Origin of the sequence: Arthrobacter luteolus NBRC 107841, from assembly GCF_001552075.1 — a bacterium.
GTDB lineage: Bacteria > Actinomycetota > Actinomycetes > Actinomycetales > Micrococcaceae > Arthrobacter_B > Arthrobacter_B luteolus.
In genome coordinates this window covers 82701-107881 of sequence record NZ_BCQM01000001.1, presented here as the reverse complement: position 1 = coordinate 107881, position 25181 = coordinate 82701, and the positions used below count along the sequence as shown (strand labels likewise).

The window sequence follows — 25181 nt, the reverse complement described above, 5'->3', positions numbered from 1 at the left end:
AGAAGGCACAGAAATGAAGACCCTCAAAGTAGCCCTGTTGGGATGCGGCAACGTGGGATCCCAGGTGGCACGAATCCTCCTTGATGATGCCGCTGACCTCACTGCACGCACAGGTGCCCGCCTGGAACTGACCGGGATTGCGGTCCGCAACCCGGATGCTCCCCGCGATGCGGACCTGCCCCGGGACCTGTTCACCACCGACGCGGAAGCACTCGTCGAGTCCGCGGACATTGTCATTGAACTCATGGGCGGAATTGAACCGGCCCGCACCCTGATCCTGCACGCCATCGGCCACGGCGCGTCCGTGGTCACCGGCAACAAGGCACTGCTCGCGGCTGACGGCGCAGCGCTGTATGAGAAGGCCGATGCCGCCGGTGTCCGCCTGGCCTATGAAGCCGCCGTCGCCGGCGCCATTCCGATCCTTGGCCCGATCCGCGACAGCCTCTCCGGCGACCGGATCACCCGTGTGCTCGGCATCGTCAACGGCACCACCAACTACATCCTGGACCAGATGGACTCAACCGGTGCGCAGTTCGCTGACGCACTGGCCGAGGCCCAGCGCCTGGGCTACGCCGAGGCGGATCCCACCGCCGACGTCGGGGGCCACGACGCCGCCGCGAAGGGCGCGATCCTGGCCTCCCTGGCCTTCCACACCACGTTCGAGATGAAGGACGTCTCCTGCGAGGGCATCACCGGCATCACCGCGCAGGACATCGCTGCGGCAAAGGACGCCGGGTTCGTCATCAAACTGCTCGCGATCGCGGAGAAGTTTGAGTCCGACGGGACCGAGGGCGTCAGCGTCCGCGTGCATCCCACCCTGCTGCCGCGCACCCACCCGCTGGCCGCGGTCCACGGCGCCTTCAACGCAGTGTTCGTCGAGGCCGAAAATGCCGGTGAACTGATGTTCTACGGTCAGGGCGCCGGCGGCACCCCCACTTCCTCCGCCGTGATGGGCGACGTCGTCACTGTCGCCCGCCGCCTGGTGCTGGGCGGCCACATGGGTGTGGAAGCCGCGTCCGGGCACGTTCCGGCCCTTCCCCTGGAGAAAGTCACCACCAGCTACAGCATCGGACTGGACGTCGCTGACGCAACCGGTGTGCTGGCCGCCGTGGCGCGGGTCTTCGCCGAGCACGGCGTCTCCATCGAAACCATGCGGCAGAAAAGCCATACCGATGCCGCCGGAGCGTCCGCCGAACTGCGCTTCGTCACGCACCGGGCACCCGAGGCCGCGCTTGCGGCCACCGTCGAGGCCATCAAGGGCCTGGACGTTATCAATTCCGTCACATCCGTCCTGCGGGTAGAAGGGGTCTAGAACCGTGGCTCATCAATGGCGCGGCGTTATCCGCGAATACGCCGACCGTCTGCCGGTAACCGAAAACACCGAGGTCATCACCCTCGGTGAGGGCGGAACACCGCTGGTTTTTGCAAAGGCCCTTTCGGAGCTGACCGGCAACGAGGTCTACCTCAAGGTCGAAGGCATGAACCCCACCGGCTCCTTCAAGGACCGCGGGATGACCATGGCCATGACGGCCGCGGTGGAAGCCGGAGCGAAGGCCGTTGTCTGCGCCTCCACCGGCAACACCAGCGCTTCCGCTGCTGCCTACGCCACCCAGGCCGGGATCACCTGTGCCGTGCTGGTTCCGGACGGCAAGATCTCCATGGGCAAGCTCAGCCAGGCCATTGCCCACGGCGCGCAGCTGCTGCAGGTGAACGGGAACTTCGACAACTGCCTCGACGTCGCCCGCAAACTTGCCGAAGCGTACCCGGTGTTCCTGGTCAACTCCGTGAACCCGGCACGCATCGAGGGGCAGAAGACCGCGTCCTTTGAAGTGGTGGATTTCCTCGGCGACGCTCCCGACTACCACCTGCTGCCTGTCGGCAACGCCGGAAACATCACCGCCTACTGGCGCGGCTATCAGGAATACGCTCAGCCCTGGACCAACCACGCCGGGACGGAGCTGGCCCCCGTGGCCACCAAGACCCCGGTGATGTGGGGCTTCCAGGCAGAGGGCGCCTCACCGCTGGTCAAGGGCCACCCGGTGACGGAACCGGACACCATCGCCACCGCCATCCGGATCGGCAACCCCGCGTCCTGGGAGCAGGCCATCGCCGCCCGCGACGAGTCCGGCGGACTGATCGAAGCAGTGACCGACACCGAAATCCTTGAAGCCCACCGCTGGCTGTCCTCCCGCGAGGGTGTCTTCGTGGAGCCGGCCTCCGCTGCCGGCGTTGCCGGCCTGCTGAAGAAGCATGCCGCCGGCGAAGCCCCCACGGGCAAGAAGATCGTGATCACCGTTACCGGCCACGGGCTGAAGGACCCCCAGTGGGCGCTTCGGACCGCCGACGGCTCCGACGTCGAACCGACCAAGGTGGAGTTCGACGTCGTCAGCGTCGCCGCAGCGCTGGGCCTCGAAGCGGCCGCTCCTGCGGCAGCCGGCTAAGCGGAGCCGATGCAGGTGAAACAGGTACACCAGGTAAGCCGGGACGCGCAGGACACAGCATCTGCTGTGCAGGTTGCCTCCGGCCAGGACATTACTGTCCGCGTGCCGGCGACGAGTGCGAACCTGGGGCCGGGCTTCGATAGTTTGGGCATGGCGGTTGGCCTGTTCGACACCGTGCGGGTCCGCACCGTCGAATCGGACGGTGTCAGCGTGCGGATCAGCGGCGAGGGAGCAGACACGCTGCCGACCGACGGGACGCACCTGGTGGCGCGGACTATTGCGGACACCGTCCGGAACGCCGGATACGGCATTGGCGGCTTCGAGCTGGTCTGCGAAAACGTGATACCCCACGGCCGCGGCCTCGGGTCCTCGGCGTCGGCCATCGTGTCCGGAGTGCTGGCAGGCAACGCGCTGCTGCCTCAAGCCGCGCAGCTGGACGCGGCGGGGCTGCTGCACGCCTGTTCCGTGCTGGAGGGCCATCCGGACAACGTGGCTCCCGCGCTCAGCGGCGGCCTCGCGGTGTCGTGGGAGGATGAGGGCCGGTACCGGTCCGTCACCGCCCAGGTCCACCCCGGCGTCGTGCCGGTTGTGGCAATACCAGCCACCGAGCTTTCCACGGAAAGCGCGCGGGGGCTGCTGCCTGAGAACGTTCCGCACCGGGATGCGGCCGCCAACTCCGGCCGCGCCGCGCTGCTGATGCACGCCATGACCACAGATCCGTCGCTGCTGCTTGCCGGGACCGAGGATTTCCTGCATCAGTCCTACCGGGCCCCTGCGATGCAGCCCAGCGCCACCCTCATCCGGACGCTGCGTGCGGCGGGTTTCGCCGCCGTCGTCTCCGGGGCTGGGCCCACTGTGATGGTCCTGGCTGCGGGTGCTGATCAGGCGGCCGCTGCGGAGGCCCTGATTGGCCGGCACCTCGCCGCGCAGGCGCTGGAGAATTGGCGTGTGCTGCGGCTTGGCGTAGACCGAGATGGTGCTAGAGTGGTAGTGCACCAGCGGTAATAACCGTATTGTGCTTCCACCGGCAGGTCGTCCGTTCTGTGGACCACCGAGGCTTCTTCCCAGACCCGGATTGTGGACCGTTTTGCAGAAATATCAGCCCTGAAGCTGGTAGTTGTGCATCGATCATAACGATTCGGACGGCGGGGCGTCGCCAGCCCGCGGAAACACAAGCATCGGTGTAGCCTTCCGGAGACTGCCAAGAAACGGTCAGTCAATGATCAAAACGATCCCCGCGTTTTCCGACAGCGCAGCTGCCGAAACTCCCGTGGACTCTCCAAACAAGGCGTCAGCAGATTCACCGTTGCCGGGACACTTCCTGCAGCAGGTGAACCCTGAACCGTATGTCCAATCAACGGTTCCAGGGCCATTCAACGCGGCCGGCACTGCGCCGGACCGCCCGACGAGGGGGAAGGATCCTTCGTGACAGATACCACCGACCTGACTGCAGGTGTGGACTCATCAGCATCCGCCGGTTCCAACGGTGAAGCAACTTCCAAGAGCTCCGGGCTCGCCGGCCTGAAGCTTGCACAGCTGCAGGCACTGGCCGGCCAGCTGGGCATTACCGGAGGTTCGCGCATGCGCAAGGGAGACCTGGTTACGGCCATCTCCAACCACCAGCGTGGCGGCTCGGTCGCAGACCGTCCGGTCCGCGGTTCCAAGTCCGACGCCCCGCAGGGCGAAAAGGCTGGCTCAGAGCGTTCGGCCAAGGCGTCCGCCCCGGCCGAAGCAGCTCCGGCCGCCAAGGCAGAAAACGCCCAGGGCTCCGCCGAAAGCGAACAGGCCACCGAGCGTCCGGCCCGTACCCGCAACCGCAACCGCCGCGCCGCGAGCGACGGCGTGGTTACTCCTGCCGGCAGCGACGCCGCAGAAGCCCCGCAGGCTGATGCTCCGGCAGCTGCTGCACCGGCCGCGGAAAACGGCCGGGAAGAGGGCCAGCGCGAGCGCGGCCGCAACCGCCGCAACCGCCGCAATGACGGGGAAAACAGCAGCGAGGACACCGCCGCCGAGGCCAACGGCCAGGAATCCGCCCCGGACAGGGCATCGGAGAAGCCGGCCGAAAAGCAGGAAGGCTCCCGCGAGGAAGACCGTTCCGAGCGCCAGGGCCGCAGCCGCAACCGCAACGACCGCAACGACCGCGACAGCAACCGCGGCGAGGGCAACCGCGGTGACCGCGATAGCAACCGCGGCGAGGGCAACCGCAGCGACCGCGACGGCAACCGCAGCGAGGGCAACCGCGGTGACCGCGACAGCAACCGCAGCGAAGGCAACCGCAGCGACCGCGACAGCAACCGGAATGACGGCAACCGCGATTCTGACGGCGATGACAACAGCCGCAGCGGGCGCAACCGCCGCAACCGCAACCGGAACGACCGCAACGAGCGGGGCGACCGCAATGACCGGTTCCGCGACCGCAACGAGCGCCGCCGCAACCGCGACCGCAGCCCCGACGTCGACGACGTCGAGGTCACCGAGGACGATGTCCTGCTGCCCGTCGCCGGCATCCTGGACGTCCTGGAGAACTACGCTTTCGTGCGCACCTCCGGTTACCTCCCGGGTCCGAACGACGTGTACGTTTCCCTGGCCCAGGTCAAGAAGTACAACCTGCGCAAGGGCGACGCAGTCGTCGGCGCCATCCGCGCTCCGCGCGACGGCGAGAACCAGGGCAGCAGCCAGCGCCAGAAGTTCAATGCGCTGGTCCGCCTGACCTCGGTCAACGGCAAGCCGGCCGAGGACAACAAGGACCGGGTCGAGTTCAACAAGCTCGTTCCGCTCTACCCGTCGGAGCGCCTGCGCCTGGAGACCTCGCCGAAGGTCATCGGTCCCCGCGTGATCGACCTCGTGGCCCCGATCGGCAAGGGCCAGCGCGGCCTGATCGTCTCCCCGCCGAAGGCCGGTAAGACGCTGATCCTGCAGGCGATTGCCAACGCGATCTCCATCAACAACCCCGAAGTCCACCTGATGATGGTCCTCGTGGACGAACGTCCCGAAGAAGTCACCGACATGCAGCGGACGGTCAAGGGCGAAGTTATTGCCTCGACCTTCGACCGCCCGGCCGATGACCACACCACCGTCGCCGAACTCGCCATCGAGCGGGCCAAGCGCCTCGTGGAAATGGGTAACGACGTGGTTGTTCTCCTGGACTCCATGACCCGCCTGGGCCGTGCCTACAACCTGGCCGCTCCGGCGTCGGGCCGTATCCTCTCCGGTGGTGTCGATTCCTCGGCCCTGTACCCGCCGAAGCGTTTCTTCGGTGCAGCCCGCAACATCGAAAACGGCGGCTCGCTGACCATTCTGGCCACCGCGCTCGTCGAGACCGGCTCCAAAATGGACGAGGTCATCTTCGAAGAGTTCAAGGGCACCGGAAACATGGAACTGCGCCTGTCCCGCAACCTCGCGGACAAGCGCATCTTCCCGGCTGTTGATGTCAACGCCTCCGGAACGCGCCGCGAAGAGAACCTGCTCTCACCTGAAGAGGTCAAGATCATGTGGCGCCTGCGCCGCGTCCTCTCCGGGCTGGACACCCAGCAGGCGCTGGAACTGCTCACCGGCAAGATCAAGGAAACGCAGTCCAACGTCGAGTTCCTGATGCAGGTGCAGAAGACCACCCTGGGCAGCAAGAACGATTAGCTGCCTTACCTGGCCGCTCATGCCCCTTGGCCCTCTTCGGAGGGTTAAGGGGCCTGGGCGGCTTGGCGGTTAACCGGCAGGTATTCCTCCGGGCGAGAATGGTTCAAGACAGCAACGGGTTCCCCGTCCGCAGGCGGACCCCACGGTGCGAAGAAAGAATGGAAAACAATGTTTGAGTCCATACAGGGACTGCTGGATGAGCACGCTGAACTCCAGATGCGGCTTTCGGATCCTGCTGTGCACGCCGACCAGGGCCTGGCCCGCCGCCTGGGCCGCCGCTACGCCGAGCTAAGCCGGATCGTCGACGCCTACAACACCTGGCACGGACTGGAGGACGACCTCGCCGCAGCGCAGGAGATGGCTGGCGAAGATCCCGAATTCGCTGCTGAGGTTCCGGTGCTGAAGGACCAGCTGGCCGAGGCTCAGGAAAAGCTGCGCCGGCTGCTGATCCCGCGGGACCCCAACGACGGCCGCGACGTCATCATCGAGGTCAAGGGCGGCGAGGGCGGCGACGAGGCAGCCCTGTTCGCCGGCGACCTGCTGCGTATGTACACCCGCTACGCGGAGACCCGCGGCTGGCGCACCGAGATTATTTCGGCCACGGAATCCGACCTCGGCGGCTACAAGGACGTGTCCATGGCGATCAAGGGCTCCTCCAACGACCCCGCCGAGGGCGTCTACGCCCGCCTGAAGTACGAAGGCGGCGTGCACCGGGTGCAGCGTGTCCCGGTCACCGAGTCACAGGGCCGGATCCACACCTCTGCTGCGGGCGTGCTGGTCCTGCCGGAAGTTGACGAGCCCGAAGAAGTCGAAATCAGCCAGAACGATCTGAAAATCGACGTGTATCGGTCCTCCGGCCCCGGCGGCCAGTCGGTGAACACCACGGATTCCGCTGTCCGGATCACCCACCTTCCGACCGGGATCGTGGTCGCGATGCAGAACGAGAAGTCCCAGCTGCAGAACCGTGAAGCGGCGATGCGCGTGCTGCGCTCCCGTATCCTGGCGCACCAGCAGGCGGAGATCGACGCCGCGAATTCGGACATCCGCAAGTCCCAGATCCGCACCATGGACCGGTCCGAACGCATCCGCACCTACAACTACCCGGAAAACCGGATTGTTGACCACCGCACGGGTTACAAGGCCTACAACCTGGATACCGTGATGAACGGCGATCTCGAAGCCGTGGTTCAGGCCGCCATCGAAATGGATGAGCAGGCCCGGCTGGACGCCATCGGCGACGAGGCATAGTTCCACCCATGCCGGCCCTCTCCCTTGACCAGGCCCTGCGCGCTGCGGCGGCGGAACTGTCCGCCGCCGGAGTGCCGAGCCCGCGTGTCGACGCGGAACTGCTGGCGGCCCACCTCCTCGGCGAGTCGGTGGGCCGGGTGCGGGCGCTGGCCTTCACCGACGCCGCCGCGCCGGAGGGGCTGGCCGGGCTGGTAGCCGAACGTGCCCGGCGGATCCCGCTGCAGCATCTCACCGGCAAGGCGCACTTCCGCAGGCTGGAGCTGGCGGTTGGGCCGGGCGTGTTCGTCCCGCGGCCGGAAACCGAAACCGTGGCGCAGCTGGCCATCGACCGGGCGCAGCTGGTTCCGGGGGGTGCGAAGGTCGTGGATCTTGGCACCGGTTCCGGTGCGCTGGCGGGCTCCATCGCGTCCGAGGTTCCCGGCTCGGACGTTTATGCGGTGGAACTGAGCCCCCTGGCCCTCGCCTGGGCCCGGAAAAACCTTGACCCGCTGGGTGTCACTGTCCTGGAAGGTGATCTGCGCACGGCGCTTCCCGGGCACGACGGAACCTTCGACGTCGTCGTCTCCAATCCGCCCTACATTCCGTCCGGAGCGGTTCCCAACGAACCCGAAGCAGCAGAGCACGATCCGGCGATGGCGCTTTACGGCGGGGGAGCGGACGGGCTGGAACTGCCCGGCGCCGCGGCCGCCACGGCAGCCAGGCTGCTGCGCCCTGGGGGATACTTCGTGATGGAGCATGCCGAGGTGCAGGCCAAAGCCATCGCCGGGCGCTTGGCAGCAGACCCGGCCTGGGAAGCCGTAACCTCTCACAACGACCTCAATGACCGCCCGCGAGCCACCTCCGCCGTGCGTTCCGCGGCGGCACGCGGCCGGTAATGCAACATGAAAGAATGGTGCCGTGACTACCAGCTTTGACTGCACAGATCCAGAGGCCCGCAGCGCGGGCCTGGCCCGCGCCCAGCAGGCCATAGCCAACCGGCAGTGCATTGTCCTGCCCACCGACACGGTGTACGGCATTGGTGCTGACGCGTTTTCGCCGCAGGCCGTGGCTACGCTGCTCGCCGCCAAGGGCCGCGGGCGTTCCATGCCGCCGCCCGTCCTGGTGCCTCGCCTGCAGACCATGGACGGCCTGGCCGTGGACGTCAGCCCCGAGGCCCGTGCCCTGGCCGAGGCATTCTGGCCCGGCGGCCTCACCCTGATCTTCCATGCGCAGCCGTCGCTGACCTGGGACCTTGGCGATACCAAGGGCACGGTGGCGCTGCGGATGCCCGACGACGAAATCGCCCTGGACCTGCTGGCTCTCACCGGACCGATGGCGGTCTCCTCCGCGAACCGGACCGGCAGCCCGGCGGCCCAGACAGCGGCAGGCGCGCAGGCCCAGCTGGCCGAGTCCGTCGAGGTCTATCTGGAAGCCGGACCCCGGCCGCAGGAAGGCAGCGACGGGATTCCCTCGACGATTGTGGATGCCACACAGTCGCCGCTGCGCGTGGTCCGGGCCGGTGCGGTTAGCCTGGCGAAACTGCGCGAAGTGGTGCCGTCCGTGCTGGGCATCGGCGAGGAACCGGAAGAGTCTGCTGCGGCGGAGCCGGTTCCCGGCTCTGAGGACGTGTCCGCCCGCTAGCCGTGCCGGCGACGGGCCTCGCGCAGTACGTCCTCAACGCGGGGCGTGGGAACGTTGCCGGTGGCTTCGGCCCAACCCGGTTCCTGGCGCTGCCCAAACCACATCATCTCCACCCGGCGCAGTGGTCCATGGAGGCGTTCGCCCAGCAGGGAAGACACCGCGTATCCGGCCTTCAACGAGCTGCGGCAGAACCAGGAAGGCAGCCGCAGCGGCGGCCGGCCGCCGGCAGCCTTGAGCACACCGGAGACCGTTGCGCCTTCCCACGGCTGCAGGACAAGGGGCGGAACACTGTTCGTCTGTACGCCGACAGTCAGCACAAAGCTGGTCAGCGCGTCAACGGAGCTGACCGGGCTGGGCGCATCACCGCGGCCGGCCACCGAGGCCAGCGGAGAGCCCGCGATCCGGACAAGTTTCGCCGTTGTCTCCCGTTCGGGGCCCTGCACCGAGGTTGCCCGGATGGTTGCTACTGAACAGCGCCCTGGCACCCGGGCGGACAGCGCCTGCTCGCCGAGGGCCTTGGAGCGTGAATAGGCTGAGAACGGTTCCACCTGGGGACTCTCGTCCAGAAAGGGCCGGTGGCCCTGCACCGCGGCACTGCTGAGATGGATAAAGCGGCGTACTCCGGCTGCGTCGGCTGCGTTGGCCACCAGCACCGGCAGCAGCGAATTCGCTCCGCGCAGCTCGGGGGAGTCCGCGCCCGAAGGAGTTGCGAGTCCGGCGGCGTTGACGACGACGTCCGCACCGGCCAGTGCGCCAGCCAGGTCCAGCTGATCGTCGGCCAGTTCCGCGGCCTCGGCCAGAAGGCCGGCAGCGTCCGCGGACCGGGCACTGAGCCGGGGGGCTTTGACATGGCGGACCGTAACTCCGGCGCGGTCCAGCGCCGCCGCCAGGGCGCTGCCAATGAAGCCGCTGGCGCCGAGGACCGCCCAGACCTCGTCCTGGGCAGCTCCGGTGGGGTTGGGTGTGCTGTTCACTTCGTGTCCTGGTCGGCTGGATCTGCTGTCGTGTTCGCGCAAGTGCTGCCGGTTCCGAGCGGGGGCATCGGTTTCCAGCTGCGGTCATGCAGGATGCGGCGGGATTCCCGCCAGCCCCGCCAGAGGCTGCTAGCACCGCGAAGGTTCCGCTCGACGGCGATGAGCCGCAGTATTTCCTTGGCTGCGGTCAGCGCCGTCCCGGCAGCGAAGCCCACCGGATTGAACCGGCCGTGGGCACGCAGGTACCCGGCGGTGTGCCCCCGGTTACGCATGGCGCAGAACCTGCTGAGGTCACTCGAGTCGTTCAGGTGCCGGATTCCCAGGTCGATCTGCTTCTGCGGGCGGACCTTCCGGAGCACGAATTCGTTGACGTAGACCACGCGGTGGTGCAGGGACGCCAGCCAGCCGTAGATTTCATCGTCGCCGTTGATGAAGAAACGGGAATCGGGGAGACCGATGTCCCGGACGACGCCGGCGCTGACCAGCATCCCTTCGAAGCAACCGACGTTGGTTGCGAAAACCGGGCGGTCGGCGAAGACGTTGCCGCGGACCGGAACATGGATGCCCAAACCGGGGAGAAACCGGTGCTGCCAGAAAAACGGGTTGCCGGCGTCATCGAGCCGGCGGCCGTGGATGCAGTCGTAGTTCCCGGTCCACTTGGCCAGGGCGCCGAGGGCTCCCGGGAGGACCTCGACGTCGTCGTCCATCAGCCACAGCCACTGCGCACCGGCGTTCAGGGCCGCCGAAACGCCTGCTGCGAAGCCTCCGGAACCGCCGGTATTTTCGGCGAGCCGCACAACACTCAGCGGAACCGGGAACACGGGCTCCAGCTCCGCCAGGACCGCGGCGGTGTCATCGGTGCTGGCATTGTCCACCACGATCACCCGTTCCGGAGCCGGGTCCAGGGCAGCAACCGACTCCAGCAGTCCCCGCAGGTAGCCGGACCGGTTGAAGGTGACTACCACCAGGGCCAGGCCCTCGATGGCCGCGCCGGATCCGCTCACGCTAAAAGCCCAGGTCCGACGGCGGGCCAAACAGGGTGCCCCGGGCGCCGCCCGCGTAGGCGCGCAGCCATGCCCGGAACCCGCGCAGGTCCCGCGTCCGGGCGAAGTGGATGGGATAGCCGACGGCGTCTGCTGCCAGTGAACGCAGACGCTTGTGTTTCCACATCAGATGTCCGCGGTTGCGGAAGAAGTAGAACCGCTTGAATTCCGTGTCCGGAACCAGCACGTGCAGGCGTCCGCCGAGGATTTCGTTGACCTCGGACCACGCCGCCGGGTGGCTCAGGGCCACGGAGGTCAGTGTCCCGAACGGGATCCCGGCCTTGCGCAGGCGGATCATGAAATCAGTCTCATCACCGCGGATGAACAGGCGCAGGTCAGGCAGGCCCACCCGGAAGAACACATCGCGGCGGATCAATGCACCGTTGAAGAAATGGCCCACCCCGGGGAGGAATCCGGCCTTGGCAACCTCGGCACGGTTATGGGTGAGGCGCCCGTCCACCCGGAAGTGGAAGGAGAGCGTGTCCGGCCGGCCGGGAGCAACCACCAGCGGAAGGATCACATCGAGGTTCCGTTCCTTGGCGCCGTCGATCAGGGCCTGGAGGCACTCGGGGTCCTCCGGATGAGCGTCGTCGTCCATGATCCAGATCCAGTCGGCTCCGGAGGCCATGGCCGTGAGGATAGCCAGCGAAAAACCGCCGGCGCCGCCAAGGTTCGTTTCGGAGCGGACATACGTGACGTTTGCCGCAGAAGCTTCCGCGATGTCACGGACCGGGCTCTTTCCCGAGTCCACCAATGCCACGGAGGAGACGGCGGCCGTCTGTGCCGAGAGCGCCCCCAGCAGTGTCTTGACGTCATCCGGGCGGTCAAACGTCACAGCTGCCACGGCCACTGAATCCGGCAAGGTGTTCCTTTCCAAGCTCCGCCCCGGATGCACGGGCGTTGCCGGACGAGATGGGGCGTGCAGTTAGTATGCTGAGTAGATTCCAGTCTATTACACCGGATTCACCGCACTCCCGTGCGTCAGCATGGGAGGACCGCTTACAGCCTAGACACGAACCGGGTGAGAACCCGTTGAGGACTATGAACGATTCAAGCAGGGACACAACCACCCCGGCGCGGGACGAGAAGCCGGCGCTCTGGCTCTGGTCCCAATACGTGCTGGATTCAATGGCATGGGTGGTGGCCATCGGTCTGGCACTGATTCTGCGCTACGAACTCACCGTGGAGCAGATCAACGTGGCCGGGCTGGCCGTGTTCTGCGCCGTCGCCGTTGTGACGCAGCTGGTGGTGGGCTACTCCTTTGCCCTGTACCGCGGCCGCTACAGCTTCGGCAGTTTCCATGAGATGCGGCTGCTCGCCGTCGTCACCATCGTGGTTTCGGCGATCCTGGTCCTGGTCAGTGCCCTCTTCGGCCTGGCCATCGATATTCCCCGCAGCACCGGGGTGCTTGCCTTCCCATTCGCCTGCCTGTTTATGGCAGCCATCCGGTACCTGAAGCGCATGTACGTCGAGAGCAAGACCCGCCCGGGTGACGAAGCCCAGCGGACCCTGATCTACGGCGCCGGCTTCCTGGGCAACTCGCTGGTGACCCGGATGATGAACGACCCCGATTCCCCGTATTTCCCGGTCGGCCTGATCGACGATGATCCCGCCAAGAAGCACCTCCGCCTGGGGACTGTGCCGGTGGTCGGGAAACTCTCAGACCTGAGGGAACTGGTGCAGCGCACCCGGGCGACGGTCCTGATCATCGCAATTGCCGACGTCGACGCCGCGCAGGTGCGCCAGGTGTCGGACAGTGCGGAGGGGCTGGACCTGCGGGTGATGGTTCTGCCGCCGCTGCGGGACATGCTGGCGAAGGGTTCCGGGGCCGGACTGACCGATTTCCGGGAAGTTGCCGTCGAGGACCTGATCGGCCGCCGCCCGGTGGACATCCACGTCGACGAGGTTGCCGGATACCTCACCGGCAAGAAAGTGCTGGTCACCGGCGCAGGGGGGTCAATCGGCTCGGAGCTCTGCCGCCAGATCACAGCCTTCGAACCCGAAGAGCTGATTATGGTGGACCGGGACGAGACAGGGCTGCAGCTCACCCAGCTCTCCATCACAGGCCAGGGCCTGCTCAACGGCAAGGACACTGTGCTCGCGGATATCCGCGACGCGCGTGCCCTGGATGAAGTGTTCGCCACACGGCGCCCGGACGTGGTGTTCCATGCCGCCGCCCTCAAACACGTTTCACTGCTGGAGCAGTACCCGCTCGAAGCCTGGAAGACGAATGTGTTGGGCACCGCGAATGTGCTGCGCTCGGCGGAGAAAGCCGGCGTCAGCCACTTCGTGAACATCTCCACGGACAAGGCAGCCAACCCCACCACCGTCCTGGGACACTCAAAGCGGGTGGCTGAGAAGCTCACCGCCTGGATGGCCGGGCACAGTGGACGGCGGTTTGTCTCGGTGCGGTTCGGCAACGTGATCGGCAGCCGCGGTTCCATGCTGCCGCTGTTCACGGAACAGATCCGCCAGGGCGGCCCGGTGACCGTCACGGATCCGGAGGTCACCCGGTTCTTTATGACCATCCCGGAAGCGTGCCAGCTGGTCATCCAGGCCGGCGCGATCGGCCGAGGGGGAGAGGTTCTGATCCTGGACATGGGTGAGCCGGTGAAGATCCTGGACGTCGCACGGCGCATGATCGCCATGTCCGGGAAGGACATCGAGATCGTGTTCACCGGGCTTCGGAAGGGCGAGAAGCTGCACGAAATCCTGGTCGGCAGCGGGGAGGACGACTCCCGTCCGCTGCACCCGAAAATCTCCCATACCTCCGTGGCTGTCCTGGCGCCGCAGGACCTCGATGCCGAAGACTGGCTGCGCCGCTGTGGCTTTGCCCCCGGTGAGTTCCCGGACAGCGGGCAGGCAATGGCTACCGGCGCTCCGGCGGCCGCGCTTTTCCCGCTGCCGGATACAGCTGCCCTCCGTCTGGCTGATCTGCACAAGGGCCCTACGGCCACCGGGCACGAGGATCGGCGGACCGGCTGATGCAGCTCGCCGTGCCTGTTGCGGCTGCATTCCTTGTCAGCCTCCTGCTGCCTTTTGCGTTCATTCCGCTGCTGCGCCGGCTGGGCGTTGTGGACGTGCCCAATGAACGCTCCTCGCATACCAAGGTGGTCATCCGCGGGGTGGGCGCCACCATCGCCGCCGGGGTCCTGGCGGGCCTGGCAGCAGCCCTGCTGACGGGCTATGTGGCTGTGGACCGTTCCCTGCTGCTGGTCCTGATGGCCGTGATTGCCGCGGCTTCGCTGCTGGGCTGGATCGAGGACTTCCGCGGTCTGTCAGTCCGGGTCCGCTTCGGACTGCAGCTGCTCATTGGCGCCGCCGGCACGACGGCGCTGGCAGCGGCCCTGGGCCAAAGCTTCTGGTGGGTGCCGGTGGGAACGCTGGTGATTGCCGGCTACATCAACGTGGCGAATTTCATGGACGGCGTGAACGGGATTTCCGGTCTGCACGGAGTAGCTGTCGGCATTCTCTATGCGGTCAGCGGCGTGCTGTCCGACCAGGTGTGGCTGATAGCCGCCGGCGCGGTGATCGCAGCGGCCTTCGCTGCGTTCCTGCCCTGGAATCTGGGCCGCGGTTCGGTTTTTATGGGCGACGTCGGCAGCTACCTGCTGGGCGCTTCCATCGCCGGCACGGCGGTGGCTGCGTTTCTGGCCGGGGTGTACGTCGAGTACCTGCTCTTCCCCATCCTGATCTACGTGCTGGATACCTTCACCACCCTCGTCCGCCGGATCTGGCGGGGAGAACGCTGGTATGCAGCCCACCGCCAGCATGTCTACCAGCGTCTGACCGATGCCGGGCTGAGCCACCTGCAGTCCGCCCTGCTCGTGACGCTGTGCACTGCCGCGGTAGGGGCCACCGGACTCATGACCGGAGGGTCAAGCTGGGCAGTGACGGCTGCCGGTACGGCTTTTGTCGCAGCGGTGGCTGCTTTCTACCTTGCGTCTCCGCGGTTGGTTGCGCGGCTGCGCGCCCGAACGCGGACCTGAGGATCCGGCCGTGGCGGGGGATCGTGTCACGGGGCAGTTCTATGTGCTGTAGAATTCAATCGTCGCCGCGATCCGTGATGCGACGACACCATGTTTCCCACAGAGCACAAGGATGATCCTCCAGCCATGAGCCCAGCAGACGGCGCACGCGCTTTGCGGATCAGTGCTTCCGGCCCGGCGAAGGCGCCGTGGCTGGATATCCTGAAAGCCTGCCTTATCTGGACAGGAATTCCCGCTGCTGTGGCAGCGGCTGCTGCCTTCCTGGCAGCCGGAGCCCCCGGAGCAGCCAGTGTAGCCGCGGGGTGGGCGCTGATCGCCCTGTTCTTCGGCATCAGCTTGCTGGTCGGGCACGTTGTGGGGCGGAAAAATCCGTCCGGTGCCATCGGAATGTTCGCCGTCACGTATGCCCTCAAAGTCGTCGGCTTCGCGGTGATCCTGTGGCTGGTCGGAAAACCGGAATGGCTTGAAGGCCAATGGTTCTTCTTTACTTCAATCGGCACCGTGGTGCTGTGGCAGACCGCTGAGATCTTTACCTTCTCGCGCACCCGCCAACTTATCTTTTCCGATGCCCCGATGGGCCCGGACAATTCATCGAAGGGAATCTCCGGTGGCGGCTAATCGCAGGAAGAATGCCGCCGGCCAGGTTCCCGCGGCGTTTCAGCCGCCGATCAAAAAGTCACGCGCGGTGCTCCAATATGTCCTGTCCGGAATCCTTGCCCTGGGTTTGATAGGGTGGGGGCTGGACAGTCTTCTGGAGACCCGCTGGATTCTATTTGCAGGTATCGCCCTGGGCGCGGTCAGCGGTTATTACACAGCTGCCGCCCACGGGCTCACTTCCACCAAGCCACAGCCGCCTAAGGGTGGAAAACGGCCGGATGAGGGTTAGACGGAGCAATGTCACAAAACTTAGTACACGGGCATGTGAAAAATGTGCCCGCCAATGAAATGCCCAACGATGGACACAGCAGAGAGGAAACGCGTTGATCGCGCTTGCGCTTCCCGCCGCCAATGAAGAGGGTTTTGTTCCTCCCACCCTCGAAGACATGCACCTCCCTGAGATCCTCCCCTGGGGCGCCCCGTACGGAGACGGGTTTGGAAAGCAGATGCTGCTTATCCTCATCTCCGTCCTCATTATCGGATGGTTCTTCATAGTCGCAGCACGCAAGGGGCAGATGGTCCCGGGCCGGCTGCAGTTCCTGGGCGAAGCGAGCTACAACTTCGTCCGCAACTCGATCGGCCGCGACATCATCGGCGAAAAGGACTTCCGTCCCTACACCCCGCTGCTGTTCTCGCTCTTCTTCTTCATCCTGATCAACAACCTGTGGGGCAGCATTCCGCTGGCGCAGCTGCCGACAACCTCGCACGTTGGTACGGCCTACGCACTGGCCGGCATCGTCTACTTCACGTGGATCATCCTGGGCATCAAGAAGCACGGCATCAAGTACTTCAAGTACGCGACCGTCCCCTCCGGTGTTCCGATCGCGATCCTCCCGCTGGTTGTCCTGATCGAAATCATCTCGACCTTCCTGGTCCGGCCGATCACGCACAGCCTCCGACTCTTCGCGACCATGCTGTCCGGTCACCTGATCATCATGCTCTCCGCGGCCGGCACCGAGTTCCTGCTGCTGGAGGCCGAGGGACTGCTCAAGCCCCTCGGTGTGCTGACTCTCGTTGGCGGCGTCGGCATGTTCCTGTTCGAAGTTTTGATCCAGGTCCTGCAGGCCTATGTCTTTACCCTGCTGACCGCGATCTACATCCAAGGCTCCATCGCAGCCGCGGAACACTAAAGCCTCCCCTTCCCAGGGGGAACCCCCTGAACCAACAACCTGCCTGCGGGCATCTTGAAAGGAACAACCCAAAATGACTGGTGACATCCAAGGCAACATCAACCTCGTCGGCTACGGCCTCTCCGCCATCGGCGGCGCCATTGGCGTGGGTCTGGTCTTCGCTGCTTACATCAACGGTGTTGCACGCCAGCCGGAAGCACAGCGTGTGCTCCAGCCGATCGCTTTCCTGGGCCTGGCCCTGACCGAAGCCCTCGCCATCCTTGGTCTGGTTTTCGCGTTCGTTCTCTAACTTCAGCGCGTATTTCCCCCACCAAGTAGATAGGACGGATGAGAAATGAACGAGGGACTTATCCTCGCCGCTGAAGGCGCTAATCCTCTGATCCCAAACATCTGGGAGATCCTGGTAACACTGCTTGGCTTCGCCGTGCTGATGTTCATCGTCGTCAAGTTCGTCGTCCCGATGTTCGAGAAGACGTTTGCAGAACGTACCGAGGCCATTGAAGGCGGACTTGCCAAGGCCGAGGCTGCACAGGCGGAAGCCAGTGCAGCCCTGGACGAGTACAAGCAGCAGCTGATTGACGCACGCACCGAAGCCAACCGGATCCGTGAGGAAGCGCGCTCTGAAGGCGCTCAGATTCTCGCCGACCTGAAGGCCAAGGCTGCTGCCGAGTCAGCACGCATTCTGGAACAGTCCCAGGTCACCATCGAAGCAGAGCGCCAGGCAGCAGTTGTCTCGCTCCGCAGCGAAGTGGGCGCCCTGGCAACCGAGCTGGCCAGCAAGATCGTCGGCGAGTCCCTCGCGGACGATGCACGCTCGGCGCGCGTTGTCGACCGTTTCCTGGATGAGCTGGAAACCTCGCAGAACGCAGGTGCGGTTCAGTAATGGCAGGTATATCGAGCGAGTCACTGGCAGCAGCCCAGGGTCAGCTGGAAGCACGTCTTCCGCACGCAACCCTCGGACTGGCTGAAGAACTCTTTGGAATCCTGGGCCTGCTGGACGGCCAGACCGGCCTGCTTCGGGCCCTGACTGATCCGGCTCGTGAAGGACAAGAGAAGGCAGCCCTGGTCTCCAAACTGGTCGGCGGCAAGGTTTCGGCCGACGCTGAGCAGATTGTTGCTTCTTTGGTTGAATCCCGCTGGCGCGCACCGCGCGACCTCGGGGACGCTCTGGAAACCCTGGCTGCAACGGTTGTCTCCGCGGTCGCAGAAAACAAGGGGCCGGGCCTTTCCGGCCTCGAGAAACTGGAGAGCGATCTCTTCAGCTTCAACGAGACCGTGGCATCCAACCACGAAGTGCAGCGTGCACTGTCCAATCCGCAGTCCACTGCGGAGGCGCGGACCACGCTGGCACTGAAGCTGGTGCCCGGTGCGTCCGAGGCAGCACAGGTATTGATCCGGCAGGCTGTTACCGCTCCGCGCGGACTCCGCCCGACCGCCCTGGTGACCCGGTTCCTGGAACTGGTTGCCGGACGGCAGCAGCGGTGGATCGCGGAAGTGCGCACTAGCCTTCCCCTGACCGAAGGGCAGCGCGCCCGGCTGCAGGCGTCTTTGAACAGCCTGTACCGCCGCGAGCTGAAGATCAACGCAACTGTTGACCCCTCGATCGTCGGTGGCATCCGGGTTACGGTGGGCGATGAAGTCGTCGATTCCACCGTGGTGACCCGGTTGTCGGAACTGCGCCGGAAGCTCGCCGTTTAGCCACCCTTCGTGGCTGAAGCGGGCCATGAGAAACATTTGAGAACCAATCGAAGGTCATCGGCACGAAGCGATGATCACAACATAGGAGAGCAGGGACTGCAGATGGCCGAATTGACCATCAACGCCGACGACGTCCGTAATGCGTTGAATGAATTTGCGGCGTCCTACGAACCCGGAAACGCAGAGCGCGTTGAAGTTGGCCGCGTAACCACCGCGAGCGACGGCATTGCCCGTGTGGAGGGCCTGCCCTCCGTGATGGCGAACGAGCTGCTTCGGTTTGAGGACGGCACGCTGGGCCTGGCCCAGAACCTCGACACCCGTGAAATCGGCGTCGTTGTGCTTGGCGATTTTGGCGGCATCGAAGAAGGCCAGGAAGTTCACCGCACCGGTGAAGTCCTGTCCGTCCCCGTTGGGGATGCCTTCCTGGGCCGCGTAGTTGATCCCCTGGGCGAGCCCATGGATGACATGGGTCCGATCCAGGCTGAAGCCCGCCGCGCACTGGAACTCCAGGCGCCGGGTGTTACCCAGCGTAAGTCGGTCCACGAGCCGCTTCAGACCGGCCTGAAGGCCATCGACGCGATGATCCCGATCGGCCGCGGCCAGCGCCAGCTGATCATTGGTGACCGCAAGACGGGCAAGACTGCCCTCGCCGTCGACACGATCCTGAACCAGCGGGCCAACTGGGCCTCGGGCGACACCAACAAGCAGGTGCGCTGCATCTACGTTGCCATCGGCCAGAAGGCGTCCACGATCGCTGAGATCAAGCGGACCCTCGAAGACGCCGGCGCCATGGAGTACACCACGATCGTGGCCTCCCCGGCATCCGACCCCGCAGGCTTCAAGTACCTGGCACCGTACGCCGGCTCGGCTATCGGCCAGCACTGGATGTACGGCGGCAAGCACGTTCTGATCATCTTTGATGATCTGTCGAAGCAGGCTGAAGCCTACCGCGCTGTGTCGCTGCTGCTGCGGCGTCCGCCGGGACGCGAAGCCTACCCCGGCGACGTTTTCTACTTGCACTCCCGCCTGCTGGAGCGTTGCGCAAAGCTCTCCGACGAGCTCGGCGCAGGTTCGATGACCGGACTCCCGATCATCGAAACCAAGGCAAATGACGTCTCGGCCTACATCCCGACCAACGTCATTTCCATCACCGACGGCCAGATCTTCCTGCAGTCGGACCTCTTCAACGCCAACCAGCGCCCCGCCGTGGACGTCGGTATCTCGGTGTCCCGCGTTGGCGGTGCCGCCCAGCAGAAGGCCATGAAGAAGGTCTCCGGTACGTTGAAGCTGGAACTGGCCCAGTACCGCGACATGCAGGCATTCGCCATGTTCGCCTCGGATCTGGATGCGGCTTCCCGCCAGCAGTTGACCCGTGGTGCGCGCCTGATGGAACTGCTGAAGCAGGGCCAGTACGCACCGTTCCCGGTCGAAGACCAGGTTGTGTCTATCTGGGCCGGCACCAACGGTTTCCTCGACGACGTGCCGGTGGAAGATGTCCGCCGTTTCGAAGCCGAGTTCCTTGACCACGTCCGCCACTCTTCGAAGGTCCTCACCGTTCTGGCTGAGACCAACAAGCTCGAAGATTCCACGGTGGACGAACTCAAGACCCTTATCACCGACTTCAAGCAGGGTTTCTTCGGCGAAGGTGACAACCGCATGGTTGCCGCCGGGCACGAAGAAGCTGCTGCTCTGGACGGGGATGCAGTCGACCAGGAAAAGATCGTCAAGCAGAAGCGCTAGCGGCTTCCAGGTTCCGCGGCCGGTTCACTCCGGCCGCGGAACCCCTGCCCCTTGCCTTAGCCCCTAGTTCAAAACACTAGGAACCGAAAGGAAAAGTATGGGAGCCCAAATTCGGGTCTACCGCCAGAAGATCGCCTCGACCACGTCGATGCAGAAGATCTTCAAGGCGATGGAGCTGATTGCTGCCTCTCGCATTGGAAAGGCCCGCACCCGCGTAGCCGCGGCGCTGCCTTATTCCAACGCGATCACCCGTGCCGTTTCTGCTGTGGCGTCCCAGTCGGAGATCGATCACCCGCTGACGACCGAACCGGAGCAGATCCGCCGGGCGGCAGTGGTCATCATGACTTCCGACCGTGGTCTTGCCGGGTCGTACTCCGCAGGCGTCCTCAAGCAGAGCGAATCACTGAATGAATTGCTCCGCGAAGAGGGCAAGGAAATCAAGACCTACCTGGTGGGCCGCAAGGCCCAGGCGTACCACGACTTCCGCGACCGCGCTTACGAGCGTGTGTGGACCGGCGGTACGGATGCGCCCGAGTTCGAGACCGCCCGGGAAATCGGCAAGGCACTACTCGATGACTTCAATACGGCCTACGAAGACGGCGGCGTGGACGAAATCCACATCGTATTCACGCGCTTCAAGTCCATGGTTGTCCAGGAACCCGGAGTCATCCGGCTCCTGCCGCTGGAAGTAGTCGAAGAAGAAGCAGGAACCGACACGGAACTCCTGCCCCTCTACGAATACGAGCCGGAGCCGGAGAAGGTCCTTGATGCCCTGCTGCCGCGCTACATCGAGTCGCGCATCTTCGCAGCAATGCTCCAGGCCGCCGCTTCCGAGCTCGCAGCCCGCCAGCGTGCCATGAAGTCCGCAGGGGATAACGCCTCCGACCTTATTAAGAAGTACACGCGACTTCGTAATAACGCCCGTCAGGCCGAAATCACCCAGGAACTCTCCGAGATTGTGGCAGGTGCGGACGCGCTCAGCGCCTCCTAACCCGCAGGTCACGGACCCAGAGTTCCACCAGTAAATACTTAGCCCACACGCCATCTAACTGAGTGAAGTGAGAGAGATGACTGCCCAAACTGCCGAGCACGGAGCAACCTCCGTAGCACCGGGCGCCACAGGCCGTATCGCCCGTGTCATTGGCCCGGTTGTCGACGTCGAATTCCCGGCGGACGCAATCCCCACCATCTACAACGCGCTCACCACCGAGCTGACGCTCAACGGTGAGACGAAGACCATCACGTTCGAGACCTCGCAGCACCTTGGCGACAACCTCGTGCGCGCTATCTCCCTGCAGGCCACCGACGGCCTGGTCCGCGGTGCTGCTGTTACCGACACGGGTGCTCCGATCTCCGTGCCTGTCGGCGACGGCGTCAAGGGCCACATCTTCAACGTCCTGGGCGAGCCCCTCGACGTTGCTGAGGACCAGCTGGAAATCACCGAGCGCTGGCCGATCCACCGCAAGGCCCCGAACTTCGCGGACCTTGAGGGCTCGACCGAAATGCTGGAGACCGGCATCAAGGTCATCGACCTTCTGACCCCCTACATCAAGGGCGGAAAGATCGGCCTGTTCGGCGGTGCCGGTGTTGGCAAGACCGTTCTGATCCAGGAAATGATCACCCGTGTTGCCCGCAACTTCGGTGGTACTTCCGTCTTCGCCGGTGTTGGCGAGCGTACCCGTGAGGGCAACGACCTCTGGGTCGAAATGGAAGAAGCCAACGTCCTCAAGGACACGGCCCTAGTGTTCGGCCAGATGGATGAGCCGCCGGGAACGCGTCTGCGCGTGGCCCTGTCCGCACTGACCATGGCGGAGTACTTCCGCGATGTGCAGAACCAGGACGTGCTGCTCTTCATCGACAACATCTTCCGCTTCACCCAGGCCGGTTCCGAGGTGTCGACCCTGCTGGGCCGTATGCCGTCCGCCGTGGGTTACCAGCCGAACCTTGCCGATGAGATGGGCCTCCTGCAGGAGCGCATCACCTCGACCAAGGGTCACTCCATTACGTCGATGCAGGCCATCTACGTTCCGGCTGATGACTACACCGACCCGGCCCCGGCCACCACGTTCGCGCACCTGGATGCCACCACGGAACTTTCCCGTGAAATCGCATCCCGTGGCCTGTACCCGGCCGTGGATCCGCTGACCTCAACGTCGCGTATCCTCGACCCGCAGTACGTCGGCCAGCTGCACTACGATACGGCTGTCCGCGTCAAGCAGATCCTCCAGAAGAACAAGGAACTGCAGGACATCATCGCCATCCTCGGCATTGACGAGCTCGGCGAAGAAGACAAGATCGTCGTCGCCCGTGCACGCCGCATCCAGCAGTTCCTGTCGCAGAACACCTACACCGCCAAGCAGTTCACCGGCGTCGAAGGCTCGACGGTTTCCATCAAGGACACCATCGAAGGCTTCAAGGCCATCTGCGACGGCGACGTTGACCACATCGCCGAGCAGGCGTTCTTCAACGTCGGCGGCATGGATGACGTCGAGCGTCAGTGGGCGAAGATCCAAGAGCAGACCGGGAAGTAAGCCCCATGGCTGAAACTGCTGAACTCGAAGTCGAAATTGTCGCGGCAGACCACTTTGTGTGGTCCGGTGCGGCGAAGATGGTCAAGGCACGCACTGCGGACGGTGAAATCGGGATCCTTCCCGGCCACTCTCCGGTGCTGGCGATCCTGGCCGAAGGTGAGCTGGCCATTGAGCCGGTTTCCGGCAGCCGGATCACGGTTGGGGTCGACGGCGGTTTCTTCTCCGTTGACAGCAACCGCGTGGTCATTGTCGCGGATAACGCGCAGTTGAACGACGCAGCCAACGCTGGGACCCGCTGACCCTAACCAATGGACAGTACCTACGTGTTCCTTGCACTGGCAGCGCTCTTCGCACTGCTGGTCCTGGCAACGGCACTTTTCTGGGTACGCCGCACACAGCTGCGGCGTACCCTGGGTACCTTTGACGCCTCCATTTGCCTCCCGCCCGGCGGGTGGCGGATGGGGGTTTGCCGTTATACGGACACCCATCTGGAGTGGCTTCGGCTGCTCTCGCTGAGTCCGCGCCCGCCGTACCGCTTCCTCCGAAGCTCCCTGGAGATCAAGGGGTGGCGTCAGCCCACCGAGGCTGAGCGGGCCCGGATCCAGCCCGGTGCGCTGGTGGTGACGCTCGAGTATGAAGGGCGTGAACTGCTCATCGCGATGAAGTACGACGTCTACACGGGCCTGTCCTCCTGGCTGGAGGCCGGACCGGTGATCGGTATCGGTACCTGGCGCTAGCCGCCGGATCCGGAACGCACGAAGGCGCATGGAAATTGTTCCCTGCGCCTTCTGCGTATCCGCTCTGCGTGCACAGGCGTGGACGGCCCCGTCCTAGTATGGAGGGATGGAAGACGTCATTGTTGCCACCGGTCCCTGTACGCTCAACGGGTCGGTGACAGTCCCCGGGGCGAAGAACAGTGTCCTTAAACTGATGGCGGCAACGCTGCTGGCTGAAGGCCGCTCCACGATCACCAACGTTCCGAACATCCAGGACGTCTGGATTATGGCGGAACTGCTCCGGCGGCTGGGCTGCACAGTGGACTACGACGCCGATGCCGCCGAGGTGCGCATCGACGTTCCCGCTGTTTTGGGGCATCAGGCCGACTACGACCTGGTCCGCGCCATGCGCGCGTCCATCTCGGTGCTGGGTCCGCTGGTAGCCCGGTGCCGGCGGGCCGAGGTTGCCCTCCCGGGCGGTGACGCCATCGGCTCACGCGGGCTCGATATGCACCGTGCCGGGCTTGAGGCCATGGGCACCACCATCACCATCGATCACGGGTATCTGGTGGCGTCCGTTCCGCAGGGGCTGCAGGGAGCCCGGCATATCCTCGATTTCCCCTCGGTGGGGGCGACGGAAAACATCATGATGGCTGCCACGCTGGCCCGCGGCGTCACTGTGATCGACAACGCCGCACGGGAACCGGAAATCACCGACATCGCCGAGATGCTCAACTCCATGGGCGCCAGAATCACCGGCGTGGGGACCAACACGCTGCAGATTGAGGGCGTTGAGCGGCTGGCCCCCGTGGAACACCGGGTGGTACCGGACCGGATCGTTGCCGGTACCTGGGCCTTCGCCGCGGCCATCACCGGCGGCAGCATCGAAGTGCGCCGCGCGGATCCGGGGGCTCTGACTGTTGTCCTGGACAAGCTGGTCCAGGCCGGCTGCGCCGTCGAGCTCGCCGAGGACGGATTTACCGTGAAGGGCCCCTCCCGTCCGGAACCGATCAACGTGTCCACTCTGCCGTACCCCGGCTTTCCCACCGACCTGCAGCCCTTCGTGGTGGCCCTCAATGCGGTGTCCAATGGATCCGGGATGGTGACAGAGAACGTTTTTGAAGCGCGCTGGGGATTCACCTCGGAGCTGGCCCGGCTGGGAGCAGTGGTCCGGCTTGACGGACACCATGCCCTGATCCAAGGGGTTCCGAGGCTCTCCGGCGCTCCCGTGGAAGCGAACGATATCCGGGCCGGCGCCGCGCTGGTGATTGCGGGACTGGCAGCGGAAGGAACAACCGAAGTACGCGGCGTCGACCACATCGACCGCGGTTATGAGCGCTTTATGGAGAGTCTGCGCGGCCTCGGCGCCAACGTGATGCGCCGCCGGAGCTAGCATCCAGGGGACTGGGGGAGTCCTTAACCCCGGAAGCCGCAGCCCGGGAAGCCGCACCTCGGAATCCGCGTCCGGAAAACCCGCTGCCGGGAATCCGCCCGCTCAGACGGCATAACAAAGGCGGGGACCAAACGGTCCCCGCCTTTGTTATGCGAAAAGACTAGACGGCGGTGACGCCGGTGGCCTGGGGGCCCTTGGCGCCCTGGCCGATCTCGAATTCAACGCGCTGGTTTTCATCGAGGGTCTTGAAGCCGTTGGACTGGATTTCCGAGTAGTGGACGAAAACGTCCCCATCGGAATCATCCGGAGTAATGAAGCCGAAACCCTTTTCGGCGTTAAACCATTTTACGGTTCCCTGTGCCATTTGC

At 64.9% G+C, this 25181-nt stretch carries 24 protein-coding genes; 20 read left to right on the top strand and 4 right to left on the bottom strand.

All coding sequences use genetic code 11. From position 1 onward, the window contains the following. The first annotated feature begins 13 nt into the window (after positions 1-13). From AL3_RS00495 to AL3_RS00465, 7 genes are all read left to right on the top strand, one after another. Positions 14-1312, top strand: coding sequence for a homoserine dehydrogenase (locus tag AL3_RS00495; protein WP_066295489.1), 1299 nt, complete (start codon positions 14-16; stop codon positions 1310-1312). Between the two features lie 4 nt (positions 1313-1316). Then, positions 1317-2441 carry a threonine synthase gene (gene thrC / locus AL3_RS00490; protein WP_066295488.1) on the top strand — a complete coding sequence of 375 codons (1125 nt, stop codon included), beginning with the start codon at positions 1317-1319 and terminating at the stop codon, positions 2439-2441. Between the two features lie 9 nt (positions 2442-2450). Continuing rightward, positions 2451-3446 carry a homoserine kinase gene (gene thrB / locus AL3_RS00485; RefSeq protein ID WP_083521334.1) on the top strand — a complete coding sequence of 332 codons (996 nt, stop codon included), beginning with the start codon at positions 2451-2453 and terminating at the stop codon, positions 3444-3446. A 420-nt stretch (positions 3447-3866) separates the two neighbouring features. Beyond that, positions 3867-6074 carry a transcription termination factor Rho gene (gene rho / locus AL3_RS00480; RefSeq protein WP_066295486.1) on the top strand — a complete coding sequence of 736 codons (2208 nt, stop codon included), beginning with the start codon at positions 3867-3869 and terminating at the stop codon, positions 6072-6074. A gap of 168 nt (positions 6075-6242) precedes the next feature. Next, positions 6243-7322 carry a peptide chain release factor 1 gene (gene prfA / locus AL3_RS00475; protein ID WP_066295485.1) on the top strand — a complete coding sequence of 360 codons (1080 nt, stop codon included), beginning with the start codon at positions 6243-6245 and terminating at the stop codon, positions 7320-7322. Positions 7323-7330: 8 nt separating this feature from the next. Further along, a complete protein-coding gene (prmC, locus tag AL3_RS00470; protein WP_066295484.1) occupies positions 7331-8197 on the top strand; it encodes a peptide chain release factor N(5)-glutamine methyltransferase in 867 nt (288 codons plus the stop codon). 22 nt (positions 8198-8219) lie between these two features. After that, positions 8220-8942, top strand: coding sequence for an L-threonylcarbamoyladenylate synthase (locus tag AL3_RS00465; RefSeq protein ID WP_066295483.1), 723 nt, complete (start codon positions 8220-8222; stop codon positions 8940-8942). Here AL3_RS00465 and AL3_RS00460 read toward each other — a convergent pair. From AL3_RS00460 to AL3_RS00450, 3 genes are read right to left on the bottom strand one after another with little or no spacing between them, the layout of a single operon-like run. Then, complete coding sequence (locus tag AL3_RS00460; protein ID WP_066295482.1) at positions 8939-9916, bottom strand: NAD-dependent epimerase/dehydratase family protein; 978 nt, start codon at positions 9914-9916, stop codon at positions 8939-8941. The two genes, AL3_RS00465 and AL3_RS00460, sit on opposite strands and share 4 nt — an antisense overlap. After that, positions 9913-10920 (bottom strand): glycosyltransferase, encoded by a 1008-nt coding sequence (locus tag AL3_RS00455; RefSeq protein WP_246168438.1) that lies wholly within the window; start codon positions 10918-10920, stop codon positions 9913-9915. Before AL3_RS00455 ends, AL3_RS00460 begins: the two co-directional genes overlap by 4 nt. A 1-nt stretch (position 10921) precedes the next feature. After that, the gene (locus AL3_RS00450; RefSeq protein ID WP_066295480.1) at positions 10922-11821 is read right to left on the bottom strand and encodes a glycosyltransferase; all 900 of its coding nucleotides are present in this window, start codon (positions 11819-11821) and stop codon (positions 10922-10924) included. A 179-nt stretch (positions 11822-12000) separates the two neighbouring features. Between AL3_RS00450 and AL3_RS00445 the strand changes: the two genes are divergently transcribed. The 13 genes from AL3_RS00445 (at position 12001) to murA (ending at position 24813) form a co-directional block, all read left to right on the top strand. Further along, the gene (locus AL3_RS00445; RefSeq protein ID WP_083521333.1) at positions 12001-13944 is read left to right on the top strand and encodes a polysaccharide biosynthesis protein; all 1944 of its coding nucleotides are present in this window, start codon (positions 12001-12003) and stop codon (positions 13942-13944) included. Continuing rightward, on the top strand, positions 13944-14948 hold the full coding sequence (locus tag AL3_RS00440) for an MraY family glycosyltransferase (RefSeq protein WP_066295478.1): 1005 nt from the start codon (positions 13944-13946) through the stop codon (positions 14946-14948). The genes AL3_RS00445 and AL3_RS00440 overlap by 1 nt, the downstream gene beginning before the upstream one ends. Before the next feature lie 126 nt (positions 14949-15074). Continuing rightward, a complete protein-coding gene (locus tag AL3_RS00435; RefSeq protein WP_066295476.1) occupies positions 15075-15566 on the top strand; it encodes a Cg1360 family ATP-synthase-associated protein in 492 nt (163 codons plus the stop codon). Positions 15567-15928: 362 nt separating this feature from the next. After that, a complete protein-coding gene (gene atpB / locus AL3_RS00430) occupies positions 15929-16735 on the top strand; it encodes a F0F1 ATP synthase subunit A (RefSeq protein ID WP_066295474.1) in 807 nt (268 codons plus the stop codon). A 73-nt stretch (positions 16736-16808) separates the two neighbouring features. Continuing rightward, the gene (gene atpE, locus AL3_RS00425) at positions 16809-17024 is read left to right on the top strand and encodes an ATP synthase F0 subunit C (RefSeq protein ID WP_066295471.1); all 216 of its coding nucleotides are present in this window, start codon (positions 16809-16811) and stop codon (positions 17022-17024) included. A 45-nt stretch (positions 17025-17069) separates the two neighbouring features. Continuing rightward, the gene (locus AL3_RS00420) at positions 17070-17618 is read left to right on the top strand and encodes a F0F1 ATP synthase subunit B (RefSeq protein ID WP_066295470.1); all 549 of its coding nucleotides are present in this window, start codon (positions 17070-17072) and stop codon (positions 17616-17618) included. Further along, a complete protein-coding gene (locus tag AL3_RS00415; RefSeq protein WP_066295468.1) occupies positions 17618-18433 on the top strand; it encodes a F0F1 ATP synthase subunit delta in 816 nt (271 codons plus the stop codon). Before AL3_RS00420 ends, AL3_RS00415 begins: the two co-directional genes overlap by 1 nt. 102 nt (positions 18434-18535) lie before the next feature. Further along, positions 18536-20173 (top strand): F0F1 ATP synthase subunit alpha, encoded by a 1638-nt coding sequence (gene atpA, locus AL3_RS00410; RefSeq protein WP_066295466.1) that lies wholly within the window; start codon positions 18536-18538, stop codon positions 20171-20173. Between the two features lie 97 nt (positions 20174-20270). Further along, a complete protein-coding gene (locus tag AL3_RS00405; RefSeq protein WP_066295465.1) occupies positions 20271-21164 on the top strand; it encodes a F0F1 ATP synthase subunit gamma in 894 nt (297 codons plus the stop codon). Between the two features lie 76 nt (positions 21165-21240). Beyond that, positions 21241-22704 carry a F0F1 ATP synthase subunit beta gene (gene atpD / locus AL3_RS00400; protein WP_066295463.1) on the top strand — a complete coding sequence of 488 codons (1464 nt, stop codon included), beginning with the start codon at positions 21241-21243 and terminating at the stop codon, positions 22702-22704. Between the two features lie 5 nt (positions 22705-22709). After that, complete coding sequence (locus AL3_RS00395) at positions 22710-23003, top strand: F0F1 ATP synthase subunit epsilon (RefSeq protein ID WP_066295459.1); 294 nt, start codon at positions 22710-22712, stop codon at positions 23001-23003. A gap of 9 nt (positions 23004-23012) precedes the next feature. Beyond that, on the top strand, positions 23013-23441 hold the full coding sequence (locus tag AL3_RS00390) for a DUF2550 domain-containing protein (RefSeq protein ID WP_066295458.1): 429 nt from the start codon (positions 23013-23015) through the stop codon (positions 23439-23441). A 106-nt stretch (positions 23442-23547) separates the two neighbouring features. Beyond that, positions 23548-24813, top strand: coding sequence for a UDP-N-acetylglucosamine 1-carboxyvinyltransferase (murA, locus tag AL3_RS00385; protein ID WP_066295457.1), 1266 nt, complete (start codon positions 23548-23550; stop codon positions 24811-24813). Positions 24814-24973: 160 nt separating this feature from the next. Here murA and AL3_RS00380 read toward each other — a convergent pair whose 3' ends face one another. Further along, positions 24974-25177, bottom strand: a complete 204-nt coding sequence (locus AL3_RS00380; protein WP_066295455.1) for a cold-shock protein — start codon at positions 25175-25177, stop codon at positions 24974-24976. Positions 25178-25181: the final 4 nt, after the last annotated feature.

Coding starts and splice junctions, on each gene's coding strand:
- AL3_RS00395 (WP_066295459.1), top strand. CDS start 22,710: ATGGCTGAAACTGCTGAACTCGAAGTCGAAATTGTCGCGGCAGACCAC.
- AL3_RS00495 (WP_066295489.1), top strand. CDS start 14: ATGAAGACCCTCAAAGTAGCCCTGTTGGGATGCGGCAACGTGGGATCC.
- AL3_RS00405 (WP_066295465.1), top strand. CDS start 20,271: ATGGGAGCCCAAATTCGGGTCTACCGCCAGAAGATCGCCTCGACCACG.
- murA (WP_066295457.1), top strand. CDS start 23,548: ATGGAAGACGTCATTGTTGCCACCGGTCCCTGTACGCTCAACGGGTCG.
- AL3_RS00440 (WP_066295478.1), top strand. CDS start 13,944: ATGCAGCTCGCCGTGCCTGTTGCGGCTGCATTCCTTGTCAGCCTCCTG.
- prfA (WP_066295485.1), top strand. CDS start 6,243: ATGTTTGAGTCCATACAGGGACTGCTGGATGAGCACGCTGAACTCCAG.
- atpA (WP_066295466.1), top strand. CDS start 18,536: ATGGCCGAATTGACCATCAACGCCGACGACGTCCGTAATGCGTTGAAT.
- atpD (WP_066295463.1), top strand. CDS start 21,241: ATGACTGCCCAAACTGCCGAGCACGGAGCAACCTCCGTAGCACCGGGC.
- thrB (WP_083521334.1), top strand. CDS start 2,451: ATGCAGGTGAAACAGGTACACCAGGTAAGCCGGGACGCGCAGGACACA.
- atpE (WP_066295471.1), top strand. CDS start 16,809: ATGACTGGTGACATCCAAGGCAACATCAACCTCGTCGGCTACGGCCTC.
- AL3_RS00445 (WP_083521333.1), top strand. CDS start 12,001: ATGAACGATTCAAGCAGGGACACAACCACCCCGGCGCGGGACGAGAAG.
- AL3_RS00415 (WP_066295468.1), top strand. CDS start 17,618: ATGGCAGGTATATCGAGCGAGTCACTGGCAGCAGCCCAGGGTCAGCTG.
- AL3_RS00435 (WP_066295476.1), top strand. CDS start 15,075: ATGAGCCCAGCAGACGGCGCACGCGCTTTGCGGATCAGTGCTTCCGGC.
- AL3_RS00380 (WP_066295455.1), bottom strand. CDS start 25,177: ATGGCACAGGGAACCGTAAAATGGTTTAACGCCGAAAAGGGTTTCGGC.
- AL3_RS00420 (WP_066295470.1), top strand. CDS start 17,070: ATGAACGAGGGACTTATCCTCGCCGCTGAAGGCGCTAATCCTCTGATC.
- prmC (WP_066295484.1), top strand. CDS start 7,331: ATGCCGGCCCTCTCCCTTGACCAGGCCCTGCGCGCTGCGGCGGCGGAA.
- AL3_RS00390 (WP_066295458.1), top strand. CDS start 23,013: ATGGACAGTACCTACGTGTTCCTTGCACTGGCAGCGCTCTTCGCACTG.